Below are 17,289 nucleotides of genomic sequence, written 5' to 3' on the forward strand. Positions count from 1 at the left end.
CTTTGTTAAAGCTTTAATTATAAATTTTGGATTACGAATTAAGAATAGATAATAATGACAATTCTCACGAATGTATTTTACAGAAATGTAATGATTTGATTGAGTATTATTTATATAATCCTAATGCGAAAATTATTTTTAATATAAGAGGACTATCGTTTATTTATCCAGATTATGCTCTTTTATTATTATGTGCTTTTAAGTTCTTAGAATCAAACAAAATTATTGTAAAAGGGAAATTAAAATATACAGATTCTAAATGTGTTGGCTATTTGGCTCGAATGGGTTTTTTTAAAAACCTAAATATTGATATACCTCCAAAAATAAAAAATGCACAAAAGAACAGTTATGTTGAAACTCAAAAGTATGATGAAAACAATCAAGTTGAAATATGCAATTCACTTTTAAAGGTAATCAAAGAAAATAGTGTAATTCATGATAATGTTTTTACTAGTTTGGATTATTGTTTTAATGAAATATTGGATAATGTATTGTTACATTCTGAAGTAGCTCATGGTTGGGTTGTGATGCAATATTTTCCCAGTATGAATGCTATTAGATTAATTGTGTGTGATTTTGGCATTGGAATAAATGAAGCGCTAAAAAATAATTATAATTTCTCAGAAGAAGAGGCTATCAAAAACTGCATCCAAAAAGGAATTACTAATGGAAAAGGACAAGGGCATGGTCTATTTGCAACTTCAGAATTTATTAGACTCAATAAAGGTTGGATGAGTATTGTATCTGGAAACAAGAAGTTAGATATGAATGGAGATGATTTGTGGATTAATGAGACACCGTTTTGGCAAGGTACTTGTATATATTTGAGAATAAATACAAACCTAAATGTGGACTACACGAAATTTACCAGTAGATATAGTGATTATAAAGACCATGTTATCGAAAGGTTTGAAGATATGTTTGATTAAAGCAATTAATGTTCTATTTTAACATAGAATTATTGCTTAGTATTTAATTTGTACATTTGCAAAATGTTATGCACCATGGAAACAATAGAAACAATTAAGTTTGTTGAAATCGGAACCAGCTTAGGAACTAGGAATCTTGCTGCAAAGTTAAGAGCACGTATTTTAGATAATCTAGACGAAAAAGAAAAAGTTGTTTTTGATTTTGACGGTGTTGATGTTATAACTAATTCTTTCGCCAACGAATGCTTTGCAAAAATGCTAGAAACAATTAGTTCAGACACATTCAAAAAGAAATTTGCTTTTGTTAATGCAAATGATTTTGTACAAAGAGTTATAATTTCTTCTTTTTAATACCCAACCTTCTCACGAACCCTAGCCAAAACGCTATCAGCTACTTTTTTTGCCTTTTCAGCACCAACAGCTAAAGCTTTATCGATCTCATCAAGGTTATTCATATAATAATTGTAACGTTCACGAGGTTCAGCAAATTTATCAATGATTAACTCGTATAAAGCTTGTTTAGCATGTCCGTAGCCATAACCACCTTTTTCATAATTAGCTTTCATTTCAGCAATTTGTGCATCATCAGCAAGTAGATTATAAATAGCAAAACAATTACAGGTTTTCCAATCTTTTGGTTCCTCTAATGGTGTACTATCCGTTTTGATGGACATGATTTGCTTACGCAATTTTTTATCGGCTAGAAAAATATTGATCGTGTTGTTTCTGCTCTTACTCATTTTTTCCCCATCAGTTCCAGGTACCAACATAGTATTTTCCTGAATTTCGGCTTTTGGAATCACAAAGGTTTCACCACCAGTTTGTTCGTGAAAATAGGTGGCTACTTTTCGTGTCATTTCAATATGCTGCTCTTGATCTTTTCCAACGGGAATAATTTCAGAATCATAAAGTAAAATATCGGCCGCCATCAACATCGGGTAGGTAAACAATCCTGCATTAACGTCTTCTAATCGGTCTGCTTTGTCCTTAAAACTATGGGCTAATTTTAATCTGTTATATGGAAAAAAACAATTCAAATACCACGTTAGTTCTGTAACTTGAGGAATATCACTTTGTCTATAAAACACCGTTTTTTCGATATCCAAACCAAAGGCTAACCAAGTTGCAGCTGTAGAATAGGTGTTTTCTCTTAAAACTGAGGCGTCCTTAATTTGGGTTAGGGTATGCAAGTTTGCAATAAATAGAAAAGAGTCGTTTTTAGGGTCTTCTGCCATTTTAATTGCAGGCATAATTGCGCCCAAAATATTTCCTAAATGTGGTGTTCCTGTACTTTGTATGCCTGTAAGTATTCTTGCCATAGTAACTACCTGCGAAAGCAGGTATCTTGTTTATTAGTAATAAAATTAAAACCGAAGGCAAAGGTAAACGATTTAGTAAAAACCTCAATACAATTGCTTATTTTTGACAGTAATGATGGTTTTTAAATACATATTTTGGGTGTTGTACCGTATTTGGTTTTACATCCTTGTAGCATTGCCAATTTTAATACTGTTCCCATTGCTATTGATTTCTATTTCTAGAGAATCGTGGTACCCTTTCTTTTTTAAATTAGCGCGAGGATGGGCGAAATTCATTTTGATTGGTATGGGATTTCGCTATAGTATTGAATGCGAACAAGTGCCAGAAAAAGGCAAAAGCTATATGTTTATTGCCAATCATACCTCTATGGCGGATATCATGCTGATGCTAACAGTAGTTAAGAACCCATTTGTGTTTGTTGGTAAAAAGGAGCTAGCTAAAATTCCGCTCTTTGGCTTTTTCTACAAGCGTACTTGTATTTTGGTAGACAGAAGTTCTCCAGAAAGTAGGCGCGCTGTTTTTCTAAGAGCACAAAAACGCTTGAAGCAAGGTTTAAGTATTTGTATATTTCCTGAAGGTGGTGTGCCAGACGAATCTATTCTTTTAGATGAATTTAAAGATGGGGCTTTCCGTTTAGCCATAAATCATCAAATACCTATTGTGCCTTTAACGTTTGCTGATAATAAAAAACGATTTTCATATACATTCTTCAGCGGAGGCCCTGGGAAAATGAGAGCTAAGATTCATAAGTTTATTCCCACAGAAGGTTTAACTACAGAGGATACAAGAGACCTAAATAAATCTTCAAGAGAGATAATTTTAAATCAATTACAACAATACAGTAAATAAAAAACCGCTCTTGGGGAAAGAGCGGCTTTTTCTAGACATCAACTTTCGAGCTTAAGGAAAGCTGACATCAATCTAACCAAAAACCTAAAATTTAATTCCGAATCCGGTGTAAACCCCAATAAAGAAGGGTTGAAAATCACCAGATGTATTTCTAAATGTATTAATTTGATATTTGAACATTGGCTCTAAATTCAAATTTATTTTTTCTGATACTTTATAATTTACGCCCAAACCAAAGTTGGCACTATAACTTGTATTATTAATATTATCACTACCCTCAACAGATGTACGTTGACCTTCAACCATGGAGAAGGCTTCATAATTATTTAAGAATAACGAACTAAATCCGCCAATAATATTGACTCCAAAACGTTTTTTAGATAGTGCATATTGTAATTCTAATGGTACTTCAATAAAACCAAACGATTGATTTATACTAGTATTAGTAGTTTCAAAGTCTGCTATATTGCTAGATTTAAATGTTGTAGCACTCATTATTACAACGTCGTCTCCAACGTTTAAAGTGGATGCGTCTGCAACATTTTCGGTAACATTGCTACTTAGTGTGTTTAGTGTTCTGGCACTCACGCTAGCATTAATAGTGTTAAAGGCTACAACATCGTTGGTGTTATAACCTAAATTAACGCGGTTAACACCAGAGCGAACGGTTAGCCTATCATTAATGGCGTAACTTGCATTAATACCAAAACTCATATTAACTTCTCCGCTTTTGGAGTTATTAGCAAATTGTTCTCCCATTGTAGAACCTTTACCCAAACTACTAAAATAGACTGGTGCTGCATTTGGAGCAACACTCCATTTATTTATTGCGGCAACTTCCGTTTTTTCTTCTTGAAGCAGTAGTTCATTTTTCTTTATAGCATCTTCAATAGATTCTTTTTCTTCCTTGATATTATTTTCTGCAACTTGTGTCATATTAGCCTCTTTATCTAATTTAGTGGTTTTCTCTTTTGAATTAGAGTTATCTAAAGCGATTGTTGTTTGATTTTGATTAGATGATGGATTTTCTACATTGATTTGCGATTTAAGTTTACCTGTTGTATCCTCTTTTACTAAGCTTTCTTCTTTAGAATTAGCATTTGCAACCTCAGTTTTTGGGATATGATTTTTGTATGTAATAATTGCGGTATTATTGTCTTTTGAAGACTTTTCAAAAGTGCGCTCATCCACTTTTTTGGTTGTATTCACATTTGCCACTGATGGCGACTGCTTTTTTGGAATAATATTATTCTGAATTTCTTCTATGCGAGTATCCTTAAGCTGCATATTTTCCTCATGCGTGTTTCTTTCAGTATCAGATCCTTCAACAGAAGTCTTTTCTCCTGCAACGGCACTATTTTCATTTTCAATAGTTGAAGTGTTTTGAAGATCGTCTTCAATGTTAGTATTTGTGTCTGTTTGTTCGGTGTCTACTATTTGAGGTGATATATCTTGAGTAGATTTGTCATTAAAAAATGATTTACCAATAGTAAACATTAACAATAATAGGGCTGCAACACCAGCGTAACGCCACCACATAGGAATTACTTTGCGCTTCTTCTTTTTGTTAAGTTTAGACTCTATTTTATCCCAAACAGCATCATCAGGTTGTACTTCAAAATCCTTAAAGCGTTCCTGAAATAATCTATCTATATGTTTTTTATCTCCCATTATAAGGATTGTAGGTTTTGCTTTTCGTTATGTTCTTCTATAGTTTGCTTCAAAATTTGTCTTGCTCTGGCTAAATTTGATTTTGAAGTACCTACAGTAATTTTTAGCATTTCTGCTATGTCTTTATGCGAATACCCATCAAGTACATAAAGGTTAAACACCAGTCTGTATCTGTCGGGTAATTCTTGTATGATTTGTAGAAGATAATCAACGGAAACTTCATCTTCGTCTACTTCAACTTCTATATCTTCAGCTATGTTTTCATTTATAATATCAAAAACCTTTTCATTTCGGTAGCGTTGCAGTACAGTATTTACTGTAACTCGTCTTAACCAACCTTCAAAAGAGCCTTTGTGTTTATATTGTTCAATTTTACTAAAAATGATTAAAAATGCATCTTGTAAATTATCTTCTGCTTCAACGTAATTGCGCGAGTACTTTAAGCATGTAGAAAATAACTTGCCCGAAAAGAGCTTATATAATTCTCCTTGTGCTTTGGTATCATTGTTTTTACATTTTTCTATGAGTTGGTTTAAACTCAAATGACACAAAAATTAGTTTACACTTAGTCTAATTGGTTACTGGTACTTCAATCTCTAAAAATATGTCTTCGTCATGATCATCTTTACCCTGCCAAAATTTAAAAATAAAGGAACCATTACTTGTTACCTGAAAATTAAAAGTAGCAGTAAGCATACTATCGGTTAGATCTTCACAATTATTTTCCTCAAACACGGTACTTATAACAGCAACTGTTCTTTCGTTATTTTCCTTTAAATAGTAAAAATCCCTAAACGCATGACAAGTGGTAGGTCTTTCATAAGTTAACGTAATTGGATAAACTTCACCTAATATAAATTCATCTGGCATATCAACACTTTCTATAGGAAGTATTTCGAAACTAAAATCAGTTCCATCATCAACACTACATGAAAACAGCGAGGCTACAAGGAAGCTTAAAATTAAAAACTTTTTCATCTGCTAATCATTTATTATAATAATTGTTAGATGTGATTCGCCTTTTTCCTTTAAGACACATATTCATAACAATTTCAATTTGGGTTTAACTAATCTTTACTTAAAGATGCAAAATGCATTAAAAGGTTGCGTATAAAAGTAAAAAATCCCGAATTAACGGGATTTTTTTAAAATTAATGAAGACGCTATTCGCCTTTTATGACTTCTTTTATCTTCTCTTCCAGTTCCTCGAATAGTTCTGGGTTGTCTTTAATTATAGCTTTTACAGCATCTCTACCTTGGCCTAACTTGGTATCGCTGTAGCTAAACCAAGAACCACTTTTCTTAATAATATCGTGCTCCACGGCAACATCCAGTATTTCTCCAACTTTAGATACGCCTTCACCATACATAATATCAAATTCGCACATTCTAAATGGTGGTGCTACTTTGTTTTTTACAACTTTTACCCTGGTTTTATTTCCTAAAACTTCGCCATTACTGTTTTTAATTTGCGTAGACCTGCGAATATCTATTCTTACGGATGCATAAAATTTTAGGGCGTTACCACCTGTTGTCGTTTCTGGATTACCAAACATTACGCCTATTTTCTCACGCAGCTGGTTGATGAAAATTACAGTACAATTTGTTTTACTAATTGAAGCAGTAAGTTTTCTTAAGGCTTGAGACATTAATCGTGCATGCAAGCCCATTTTTGAATCTCCCATTTCACCTTCAATTTCGCTTTTAGGCGTTAAAGCTGCTACAGAATCTACCACAACGATATCAATGGCTCCAGAGCGTATTAAATTATCGGCAATTTCTAAAGCTTGTTCACCATTATCAGGTTGGGAAATGATGAGGTTATCTATATCTACACCTAATTTTTCGGCATAAAATCTATCAAAAGCATGTTCTGCATCAATAAAGGCTGCAATACCACCTGCTTTTTGTGCTTCGGCAATGGCATGCAAGGTTAAAGTGGTTTTACCTGATGATTCTGGTCCGTAAATTTCAATGACACGACCACGTGGATAACCACCAACGCCCAATGCAATGTCCAATCCTAGCGATCCTGACGGAATGGCGTCCACATCTACCACAGCGGCATCGCTCATTTTCATTACGGTGCCTTTACCATAAGCTTTATCTAGTTTATCTAGCGTTAATTTTAGCGCTTTTAATTTTGCTTCTTTTTCGTTGCTCATTATATCTTTTTCTGTAAAATTATTCATGCTAAAATACTATAAGTTTCTAGATGTTACAATAATAGTTTTCAACATAAATAAGAGAAATTTGACAGTGCTCTTCAAGTGAAAAAAACTTTTTTTTAATCAAGACGCAACCTTTCTGTTTTTTTTGCATCTACTTAACAAAGTGGGTGAAATTTTGCTATGAAAAAGAAAAAATTTTTGATTAAATCCCATTTATATAAAGCATTTGGCGTTTCAATTGTTGTATATTAAATTATAGAAAATTGTTAAGCCCGTTGCAGTGAGCTCTTGTTAAATTATTTATGAAAAAGAAAAATTTTAATGACGAGTTACTCAAAAAAAGCACTTCGTTCCTAATAGAAGTGCTTTTTTTATGAGTAAAACCCAAAATACTAAAGTTTGAAAAACGTATAGTATTTTATGGTTGAACTCATCCCGACAGAGGCGGGATGCGTTTAATTTTCCAAATAGGTTGGTGGCATAGATTTTTAAATGACCATGACGGATAAGTTGCGTTAGGGATAGAGGCATTTGTTGAAGCTCCCCGACGCAGGAGGGAGCGACTGCCGAAAGCCCGACCCGACCCAAGGAGGGTAGCGCCCAAATTATATTATTGAAATTAGCATACTTGCCAATAAATTGTACTTTTGTGCTTTAAAATATTTCTTAACCTTAAATAATTAGTATAGCATGCAACTGTACAATACATTAAGCGCGAAAGAAAGAGCAGAATTAATCGAAAGAGCAGGCAAGAATCGATTAACACTTTCTTTTTACAAATATGCCAAAATAGAGAATCCTCAAGAATTTAGAGATCAGCTGTTTATAGTTTGGAATTCCCTTGACGTTTTAGGTAGAATTTACGTAGCAAAAGAGGGCATTAACGGCCAATTATCGCTTCCTGCCGATCGCTTTCAAGAATTTAAAGATCACTTAGACACTATTGATTTTTTAAAAGGTATCCGTCTGAATATTGCCGTGGAGCAGGACAATATGTCTTTTTTAAAATTGAAGGTGAAGGTGCGCCATAAAATTGTGGCGGATGGTTTGAACGACGACACGTTTGATGTGACCGACAAAGGCGTTCATGTTGGTGCAGATAAGTTTAATGCACTTATTGAAGACGAAAATACTATTTTGGTAGATATGCGTAACCATTACGAGAGTGAAATAGGGCATTTTAAGAATGCGGTAACGCCAGATGTGGATACTTTTAGGGAATCTTTGGATATTATTGAGGACGATTTAAAAGCACATAAGGAAGATAAAAACTTAGTAATGTATTGTACCGGTGGTATACGTTGCGAAAAAGCAAGTGCTTACTTTAAACATAAGGGATTTAAAAATGTGTATCAGTTGGAAGGCGGTATTATTGAATACACCCGACAGGTGAACGAGAAAAATCTTGAGAATAAATTTATTGGTAAAAACTTTGTGTTTGATGAGCGTAGAGCTGAAAAAATAAGTGAAGATATCATAGCACAATGCCACCAATGCGGAGCGCCTTTTGATGTGCATACCAATTGCGCTAATGATGCGTGCCATTTATTATTTATTCAATGTGATGCTTGTAAGGAGGAGATGGATAATTGTTGCTCTACGGCGTGCAAAGAGATACATGCTTTACCTTACGAGGAGCAAAAAGCACTGCGCAAAGGCCAGGGCAATAGCAATGATATCTTTAAAAAAGGGCGCGCAGACCATTTGCCATATAAGAAGGATTTGAGGAACATTTTTGAAACACTGAAATACGACAAGCCTAAAGCATAGGAAACATTGCTATTACTTTTAAAAGGATTATAGTGTTCAAAATTGGCTCTGTCTTAATGTAATTTTAGTAAATGATTGCTAGAGATTGTTAATCCTCTTTTTTAAGTACCGATATAATCATATATTTACATCTTAAAGCACTTTTCGGTGTTTTAGTGGAAATCAGGTATGAATCTCCATTCGTAATAATTTAATTATTAACGAATTCAATATATAAAATATGGCTTGCGCAAGTTGCTCAACTAAAGACGGTTCCCCAAAGGGCTGCAAAAATAATGGTACTTGTGGAACAGACAGTTGTAATAAACTAACCGTTTTTGATTGGTTAGCAAACATGTCTCTTCCAAATGGTGAAAAACCTTTTGATTGGGTTGAGGTCCGCTACAAAAACGGCAGAAAGCATTATTATAAAAACACCGAAAATTTAACCCTAAGTATTGGCGATATTGTGGCTACTCAGGCTCAGGCAGGTCATGATATCGGTATGGTAACATTAACTGGAGAATTGGTTCGTGTGCAGATGAAGCGCAAAAATATTTCTCCTGAAGGCGAGGATATTTTAAAAATCTACAGAAAAGCGTCTCAAAAAGATATTGATATTTGGCAAAAATCTCGCGACAGGGAAGAGGCTATGAAAGTAAAGGCGCGCCAATTTGCAATTGACTTAAGGTTGCAAATGAAGATTTCTGATATTGAGTTTCAGGGCGATGGCAGTAAGGCTACATTTTATTACACTGCAGAAGAACGTGTAGATTTTAGAGAACTCATTAAGGTTTTCGCACGAGAGTTTAGAACACGTATAGAAATGCGACAAGTAGGCTTTCGTCAAGAAGCCTCGAGACTTGGAGGTATTGGCTCTTGCGGTCGCGAGTTGTGCTGCTCTACATGGTTAACTGATTTTCGCTCAGTAAGTACCTCGGCGGCACGTTACCAGCAATTATCTTTAAATCCGCAAAAACTCGCAGGTCAATGTGGAAAGCTCAAATGTTGTTTAAATTATGAGTTGGATACCTATTTAGATGCGTTAAAAGAATTCCCAAAAACTGATATAAAACTTCAAACTGAAAAAGGAACTGCAGTTTGCCAAAAAACAGATATTTTTAAAGGGCATTTGTGGTATGCTTATGAAGGCGAATGGATGAATTGGCATAAAATTACGGTGCAGCAGGCCAATGAAATTATTGAAATAAACAAACAAAATAAGAAAGTAGTTAGCCTTGAAGAATACGCCTTAGATCTTGCTGAAGATACTAAAGCTACTTTTGAAAACGTTGTGGGACAAGATAGTTTAACCCGTTTTGATAGTCCAAAACGCAATAAAAAACGTAGAAATAATAGAAGAAGCGGAAATCAAGGCAATAAAAAGCAGGCGTCTAACAACAATAATTCAAATAAAAATAAAAGGAGACGAAACAATAAAAGAAAACCGCAAAATGCTAAGAACAATCAAAAATAGTGTCTTAGTAATACTATTGTTTTTTTGTATCATGTCTTGTGATAAAAATCGAGTTTTTGATGCCTATAAGGCGCTACCGGATGCATGGCACAAAGACACTATAGTCAATTTTAAAATTAACCCACCAGATACTATTAACCCATATAATTTATTTGTAAACCTTAGAAATACTAATGCCTATAAATACAACAATTTATTTTTAATCGTTGAGATGACTTTTCCTCATGGGAAAACCATTAAGGACACCTTAGAATATCGTATGGCAGAGCCCTCAGGAAAATTGTTGGGTACTGGCACAATCGATATAAAAGAAAATAAGTTGTGGTATAAGGAAAGCGTTATTTTTACTGAGCCTGGCGAATATCAAGTACGTATTCAGCACGCTATGAGAGAAAGCGGTAAGGTAAATGGCGTGATTGATTTAGAAGGTATTACAGATGTAGGTTTTCGGGTTGAAAAACCAAATAATAATTAAACAGTAACATCGTATAAATTTTGCGCAAGGCGAAATAGTATCATGATGTATTAAACTTTATAGTAGATGGCAAAAGCAAAAAAAGAAACGGCACCAGCTGAAGGTTTTTCAAAATATATCAGATGGTTTTGGATGGCGTTTTTAGGTGGAATTCTTGCGGTAATCCTAGTGTTTTTACTGGCATCTTGGGGCGTTTTTGGTGAAATGCCTGATCACACTGTGCTGGAAAACCCAAAAACAAATTTAGCAACTGAAATCATATCCTCGGACGGACAAACCTTAGGGAAGTTCTATTTTAATGACAATAGAACACCTGTGGGTTATGGTGAATTATCTAATCATTTAGTTGATGCATTGATTGCTACAGAAGATGCAAGATTTCATGACCATGCAGGTATAGATGCAAGAGGAACGTTGAGAGCAGCTTTTTTCTTAGGAAGTAAAGGAGGTGCTAGTACTATTTCGCAGCAATTAGCCAAACTACTTTTTCATAGAAGAGAAAAAGCCAATTTAATTGAGAAGTTATCTCAGAAAGTTAGAGAATGGATTATAGCTACGCGTTTAGAGCGACAGTATACCAAAGAAGAAATTATTTCTCAATACTTTAATATTTATGACTTTGGGAATAATGCAGATGGTATAAGAAGTGCTGCAAGTATATATTTTGATAAAGAACCAAACGAGCTTGCACTAAAAGAATCAGCGATGCTAGTAGGGATGTTTAAGAATTCATCGCTATATAACCCTAGGCGAAACCCTGAAGGGGTGAAAAATAGACGCAATGTAGTCTTGGCTCAAATGCATAAATATGGATATATTAATGAAGCCATTAAAGATTCACTCCAAAAAACAGATCTCGACTTAAAATACACACCACAATCCCACCGTGACGGAATCGCTACCTATTTTAGAGGGTATTTAGCAACATTTATGAAGGATTGGATTAAAAATAATCCAAAACCAGACGGTACAAAATGGAGTCTGTACAATGATGGGTTAACGATTTATACAACGATAGATTCTCGCATGCAAAAGTATGCCGAAGATGCAGTACAACAACACATGCCAAGGTTGCAAGCTGAATTTTTTGTACAAAATACACCAAAGCGCAATCCGACAGCCCCATTTTTAGAGTTGGAAAAAGAAGAGATTGAAGATTTGATGAAACTTTCTATGCGTCGATCGGAGCGTTGGAGACATATGAAGTACGATTTAAAAAAGTCGGATAAAGAGATTATTGAATCTTTCCAAAAACCTATTCCAATGTCAGTTTTCACATGGAAAGATGGCAAACCCTCTGAAATAGATACTATCATGAAACCCATGGATTCCATGCGTTACTACAAATCATTTTTAAGAACTGGTATGATGTCAATGGATCCACGCACAGGTCATGTAAAAGCATGGGTAGGTGGTATGGATTACAAGCATTTTCAATATGATATGGTTAAGCAAGGTAAGCGTCAAATAGGATCTACTTTTAAGCCATTGGTGTATACAGCGGCGATTGACCAACTGCATTTTTCACCTTGTGATGAGTTTCCTGATACACCATTTTGTATAGAAGCTAACAAATTTGGGAACCCCGAGGAGTGGTGTCCAAAAAACTCTAATAACGATTATGGAGGCAATAGAACATTACAAAATGCTCTTGCCAATTCGGTAAATACGATTACAGCGCGTTTAATTGATAAAGTTGGCCCTCAAACTGTAGCAGATTTAGGAAAGAAATTGGGTATAGAATCTGAGATCCCACCAGTGCCATCAATTGCACTTGGAACACCTGACATTAGCATTTATGAAATGGTTGGGGCGTATTCAACTTTTGCCAATAAAGGTGTTTACACTAAACCTGTTATGGTTACAAGTATTGAAGATAAAAATGGCACCATTTTATATCAGTTTAAACCTGAAACGCGAGACGTACTCAGCGAAGAAACTGCTTATGTTGCTACTAAACTAATGGAAGGTGTTACGAAATCTGGTTCTGGGGCAAGATTAAGAACGAAAGGTGCAGATTCGTATAGAGCAGATTACCGAGAGATTGTGACGGGTTACCCTTATGAGTTCACAAATCCAATTGCTGGAAAAACAGGTACTACACAAAACCAAAGTGATGGATGGTTTATGGGTATGGTGCCCAATTTAGTTACAGGTGTTTGGGTAGGAGGCGAGGATAGGGCCGTACATTTTAGAACCATTACCTACGGACAGGGTGCTGCTATGGCTTTACCAATATGGGGATTATATATGAAAAGTTGTTATGCTGATGCCGAATTAAATATTTCTAAAGAAGAATTTGAAGAACCCAAAAACCTTTCTATTACTGTGGATTGTTCTAAGGCAACTGGAAAAAAGGTAATAGACGATGACGATTTAACTGGAGATGAAATTCCTGAAGATTTGGAGTTTTAAATCTGTTTTGCAAATTCAATAAAGAATGCAACAGACTCAGGATTTCGCATGGCATCTAAATTTATAGAGGTTTCAATAGGCATCTTTAACAAAATCTTTTTGATAGGAGCTTCCATTTTTTTGCCACTAATTGTATATGGGATATCTGCTACTTCGATAATATCGTCTGGAACGTGTCGCGGAGAATAATCGGTTTTTAACTGTCGATTGATATCAGATTTTAATGCTTCAGACAACTCAATATTTGATTTTAGTTTTACAAATAAGGGCATATAATGCTTGCCTTCTTCTAGTTCTAGGTTTATGATTAAAGCATCTTCAATAGCCAAAATTTTATTAACAGCACTATATATTTCGCTTGTTCCTATTCTAATACCATGTCGGTTCAAGGTAGCATCAGAACGTCCGTAAATTACCAATCCACCTGTTTTGGAATTTATTTTGATGAAATCGCCATGGCGCCATTTACCGGGATAGTCTTCAAAATAAGATGCTTTATACCTTACATTATCTTTATCATTCCAAAAGTAAATAGGCATTGAGGGCATGGGTTTGTCAATAATCATTTCTCCTAATTCATCTTTCACAGGCGCTCCTTTATGGTCTAACGCATGCAGTGAAACACCCAAAGCTCTACATTGAATTTCTCCGGAATAAACGGTGCCGAAAGGAGTCCCACCAACAAAAGCTGTACATACATCGGTTCCACCTGCCATAGAACATAGCCATACATTTGTTTTTATGTTTTCATACACATAATCAAAAGCTTCAGCAGGTAAAGGCGCTCCTGTAGAACTTATAGAACGGATTGAAGACAAATTATGCTCTTTTTTTACATCGAGTTCCTTTTTCATATTAGCCACCAAAAAAGGTGCGCTAGTACCAAAATGATTGATTTGCAGTTTATCTGAAAAGCTCCAAAGTGCATCAAATTTAGGATATGTTGGAGAACCGTCATACAATACAATTGAAGCTCCCATAAGTAGTGCAGATTGTAAAAAATTCCACATCATCCAACCTGTTGTAGTGAACCAAAAGTAGCGTTCACCAGGTTTTGTGTCATTATGAAATGCCATGTATTTATAATGCTCTAATAAAATACCACCATGAGAATGCACAATGGCCTTAGGTAGCCCCGTGGTGCCAGAAGAATACAATATCCAAATAGGGTGATTAAAATCTACAGGTTGAAACTCTAGGTTACCGCCATCCATTTCAAAGATGGAATTAATATTTACGTCATCTTTAGAAAAATTATCGAGAGCATCTTTATTTAAATATGGTAAGACTACCACCTTTTTTAATGAAGGGAGTTGAGCAACGATCTCCTTTACTGTTGCTGTTTTATCATATGGTTTTCCATTATAATTGTAACCATCAACTGCGATTAGCACTTTAGGTTCTATCTGAGCAAAACGATTTACAACACTTTCGGTCCCAAAATCTGGAGAGGTGCTGGACCAAACCGCACCTAAAGCATTAGTAGCAAGAAAGGCTATGGTAGCTTCTGGCACATTAGCCAAAAAGGCAACAATACGGTCCCCTTTAGTAACACCTAATGATTTAAAATACGCCACCATTGAAGACACTTTCTTTTCAAGTTCTTCCCATGTGATATTGTGATTGCCACCACTTTCATTACTAAAATGAATAGCAGTTTCTTTCGATTTTGATTCTCTAAAAATATGCTCAGCATAATTTAAAGTGGCTCCTTCAAACCAGTTACAGTTTGGCATGTCATATGATGACAAAACTTTGGTGTACGGAGAATGCGATTTTATTTTGAAATATTGCCAAATGCTTTCCCAGAAATCTTCAATATTATCTGTAGACCATTTCCATAGCTCTTGATAGTTTTTAAATTTTAAGTGACGATTTTCATTTAGCCAATTACAATAATCTTGTAATTGACTTTCCTCCTTAAACTGATTTGTGCCTTCCCAAAGCTTTTTCATAAAACTTCTATATATTTCTTCTCAAAGATAAAGTTTATATAAGTTATGATTGATTAAAAAAATTTATACTTTGGAACCAGTTTATAATTTTTATGTGTAAAATGTTAAAATAAATTACACTTCATCGATTTTATATGTTTTTAATCGTTGTTTTTGAAAAAAAAGTAGATATTAGCAGTCCCAAATCAACCAATTAAAAAATAGATTTTTCCCCAAATCTATCATAAACTTAAAAACTTATAGATATGGCCCCAAATCTACCTGAACAACCTACAAAAAAAGAGAGTAAATTCAAGGAAACATTAAATGACCAAATCCGATTTGTTAAAGGTTTTCTTTATCTCACTAAAAAAATATTCATGCTTTAAATAAACATTTATGTTGCATGTTTTTTCAAGGCTTGCTTAAAAATTTATATGATTTTCATTTAGTTTTTAAGCAAGTTTGTTTTTTTAGATACCTTTAGGAATAGCATCAATTAATTTCTTGGTATAAATTTTTTGAGGGTTTGAATAAATATCATCGGCGTCCCCCAACTCCTCTATCCTACCATTATTCATTACAAGTAATTGATCTGACATATATTTAACCACTGCTAAATCGTGAGATATAAATATATAGGTGAAGCCAAAATCAGTTTTAAGTTCGTTAAGCAAATTTAAAACCTGTGCTTGTACCGAAATATCCAAAGCTGATACGGATTCATCACAAATAATAAGTTTTGGCTGTAAAGCAATGGTTCTGGCAATGCCGATACGTTGCCTTTGTCCTCCAGAAAATTCATGAGGATAGCGGTTAAAGACATCTTCTGATAAACCAACCCTATTTAGAATTTCTAGTACGCGTATTTTTCGTTGCTCGTCAGAATCATAAAGTTTATGCACTTTCATAGGTTCCATAATGGCTTTGCCAACAGGAATTCTTGGATTTAATGAAGCAAACGGGTCTTGAAAAATTATTTGAATATCTTTTCTTAAATTCCTGGTTTCAGAAGTCGAAAGTTTTGTAATAGCAACCCCTTTATAAATAATAGCCCCTGAAGTTGGTTTATCTAATTGTAAAATAGCATTACCTAGCGTAGATTTTCCACAGCCAGATTCACCTACTAAACCTAATGTTTCGCCTTCATACAGTTTAAAACTTACGCCATTTACAGCTTTAAACGATTCGGGTTGAGAAAACCAACCTGACGTTGAAACATATTCTTTTTCTACATCAACAATTTCAAGCAGTGGTGGTTGGTCATATAGTTTTTTATGCCTTTTTTTACGTTCTGTTGAAGTTACAATTTCAGATTTTGGAGCATTGTTTAAATAATCTTCAATGGTAGGTAATACTTTTAAGCGTTTATCCAAGGAAGGTCGAGAGTTTATCAATGCTTTGGTGTAATTGTTTTTTGGATTATTAAAAATGGTTTTAATATCCCCTTGTTCCACGATTTCACCTTTATACATAACCAAGACCCTGTTGGCAATTTCAGAAATCAAAGCTAAGTCATGCGTGATGAAAATGATACTCATTTGAGTTTCTGTCTGAAGCTCTTTCAACAGACTAATAATCTCTTTTTGAACTGTAACATCCAGAGCAGTAGTAGGTTCATCTGCAATTAAAACGTCGGGTTTACAGGCAATTGCCATGGCAATCATAACACGTTGTTTTTGCCCACCTGAAATTTCATGAGGATATGCTTTATAAACACGTTCTATATTTGGAAGCTTTACCTTTTCAAATAAGGAAAGTGTTTCACCTTTAGCCTCATTTTTTGTAAGACTCGTATGTTGCAATAATATTTCCTGGACCTGTTTACCGCAGGTCATGGATGGATTTAATGAACTCATCGGTTCTTGAAAAATCATTGCTATTTTGCTACCTCTTATATCTTGAAATGCTTTATTGGAAAGTTGTGTTAAGTCTACTTCATTATAAAGAATTTGCCCATTAGAAATCTTTGAAATGTGCTTGGGAAGTAACCCGAGAATTGCTAGTGAAGAAACGGATTTTCCTGATCCAGATTGGCCTACAATACCTAAAATTTCATTTTTGTTAAGGTGGTATGAAATATTATGAATGACTTCGTTTTCATTAAATGCAATAGAAAGATTTTTGATAGATAAAATAAGAGCCATTCAAGAATTAAAAAAGTATTATCAAAGATAATAAAATAGAATTTTTATGTTGTGGATCATTAAAAGTAAATACGAAGATGTGAGTTTTTTCTTTGCAGCAAATATGGGTTTCCCATAAAATCGATAACGGGCTCAAAATCAACTTACAAAGT

At 34.4% G+C, this 17,289-nt stretch carries 14 protein-coding genes; 7 read left to right on the forward strand and 7 right to left on the reverse strand.

All coding sequences use genetic code 11. From position 1 onward, the window contains the following. The first annotated feature begins 26 nt into the window (after positions 1-26). A complete protein-coding gene (locus AC1B0Z_RS12185; RefSeq protein ID WP_483792320.1) occupies positions 27-929 on the forward strand; it encodes an ATP-binding protein in 903 nt (300 codons plus the stop codon). Between the two features lie 75 nt (positions 930-1,004). Next, complete coding sequence (locus AC1B0Z_RS12190) at positions 1,005-1,280, forward strand: STAS-like domain-containing protein (RefSeq protein ID WP_483792321.1); 276 nt, start codon at positions 1,005-1,007, stop codon at positions 1,278-1,280. Here AC1B0Z_RS12190 and trpS read toward each other — a convergent pair. After that, entirely contained in the window at positions 1,277-2,248 is a 972-nt protein-coding gene (gene trpS, locus AC1B0Z_RS12195; protein WP_483792322.1) for a tryptophan--tRNA ligase, read from the reverse strand. The two genes, AC1B0Z_RS12190 and trpS, sit on opposite strands and share 4 nt — an antisense overlap. 112 nt (positions 2,249-2,360) lie before the next feature. On the opposite strand from trpS, the gene AC1B0Z_RS12200 reads away from it, so the two are divergent. Further along, positions 2,361-3,098 carry a lysophospholipid acyltransferase family protein gene (locus tag AC1B0Z_RS12200; RefSeq protein WP_483792323.1) on the forward strand — a complete coding sequence of 246 codons (738 nt, stop codon included), beginning with the start codon at positions 2,361-2,363 and terminating at the stop codon, positions 3,096-3,098. Between the two features lie 84 nt (positions 3,099-3,182). Here AC1B0Z_RS12200 and AC1B0Z_RS12205 read toward each other — a convergent pair whose 3' ends face one another. The 4 genes from AC1B0Z_RS12205 to recA all read right to left on the reverse strand — a co-directional run bounded on the left by AC1B0Z_RS12205 (position 3,183) and on the right by recA (position 6,934). Further along, complete coding sequence (locus AC1B0Z_RS12205; protein WP_483792324.1) at positions 3,183-4,769, reverse strand: hypothetical protein; 1,587 nt, start codon at positions 4,767-4,769, stop codon at positions 3,183-3,185. After that, positions 4,769-5,311, reverse strand: a complete 543-nt coding sequence (locus AC1B0Z_RS12210; protein WP_483792325.1) for an RNA polymerase sigma factor — start codon at positions 5,309-5,311, stop codon at positions 4,769-4,771. The genes AC1B0Z_RS12205 and AC1B0Z_RS12210 overlap by 1 nt, the downstream gene beginning before the upstream one ends. A 28-nt stretch (positions 5,312-5,339) precedes the next feature. Further along, positions 5,340-5,747, reverse strand: a complete 408-nt coding sequence (locus tag AC1B0Z_RS12215) for a hypothetical protein (RefSeq protein WP_483792326.1) — start codon at positions 5,745-5,747, stop codon at positions 5,340-5,342. Positions 5,748-5,932: 185 nt separating this feature from the next. Continuing rightward, positions 5,933-6,934: a recombinase RecA gene (gene recA, locus AC1B0Z_RS12220; protein WP_130965596.1), complete on the reverse strand. Its 1,002-nt coding sequence runs from the start codon at positions 6,932-6,934 to the stop codon at positions 5,933-5,935. 696 nt (positions 6,935-7,630) lie between these two features. Here recA and trhO point away from each other — a divergent pair. The 4 genes from trhO (at position 7,631) to AC1B0Z_RS12240 (ending at position 13,056) form a co-directional block, all read left to right on the forward strand. Beyond that, positions 7,631-8,710, forward strand: coding sequence for an oxygen-dependent tRNA uridine(34) hydroxylase TrhO (trhO, locus tag AC1B0Z_RS12225; protein ID WP_483792327.1), 1,080 nt, complete (start codon positions 7,631-7,633; stop codon positions 8,708-8,710). Positions 8,711-8,930: 220 nt separating this feature from the next. Then, entirely contained in the window at positions 8,931-10,166 is a 1,236-nt protein-coding gene (locus AC1B0Z_RS12230; protein WP_483792328.1) for a PSP1 domain-containing protein, read from the forward strand. Further along, positions 10,144-10,641 carry a gliding motility lipoprotein GldH gene (locus tag AC1B0Z_RS12235; RefSeq protein ID WP_483792329.1) on the forward strand — a complete coding sequence of 166 codons (498 nt, stop codon included), beginning with the start codon at positions 10,144-10,146 and terminating at the stop codon, positions 10,639-10,641. Before AC1B0Z_RS12230 ends, AC1B0Z_RS12235 begins: the two co-directional genes overlap by 23 nt. A gap of 66 nt (positions 10,642-10,707) precedes the next feature. Next, a complete protein-coding gene (locus AC1B0Z_RS12240; protein WP_483792330.1) occupies positions 10,708-13,056 on the forward strand; it encodes a penicillin-binding protein 1A in 2,349 nt (782 codons plus the stop codon). Here AC1B0Z_RS12240 and AC1B0Z_RS12245 read toward each other — a convergent pair. Next, the gene (locus AC1B0Z_RS12245; protein WP_483792331.1) at positions 13,053-15,011 is read right to left on the reverse strand and encodes an acetoacetate--CoA ligase; all 1,959 of its coding nucleotides are present in this window, start codon (positions 15,009-15,011) and stop codon (positions 13,053-13,055) included. The two genes, AC1B0Z_RS12240 and AC1B0Z_RS12245, sit on opposite strands and share 4 nt — an antisense overlap. A gap of 452 nt (positions 15,012-15,463) precedes the next feature. Further along, on the reverse strand, positions 15,464-17,137 hold the full coding sequence (locus AC1B0Z_RS12250) for an ABC transporter ATP-binding protein (protein ID WP_483792332.1): 1,674 nt from the start codon (positions 17,135-17,137) through the stop codon (positions 15,464-15,466). Positions 17,138-17,289 lie beyond the last annotated feature (152 nt).

The organism is Hyunsoonleella sp. J2K-J805, assembly GCF_057167125.1.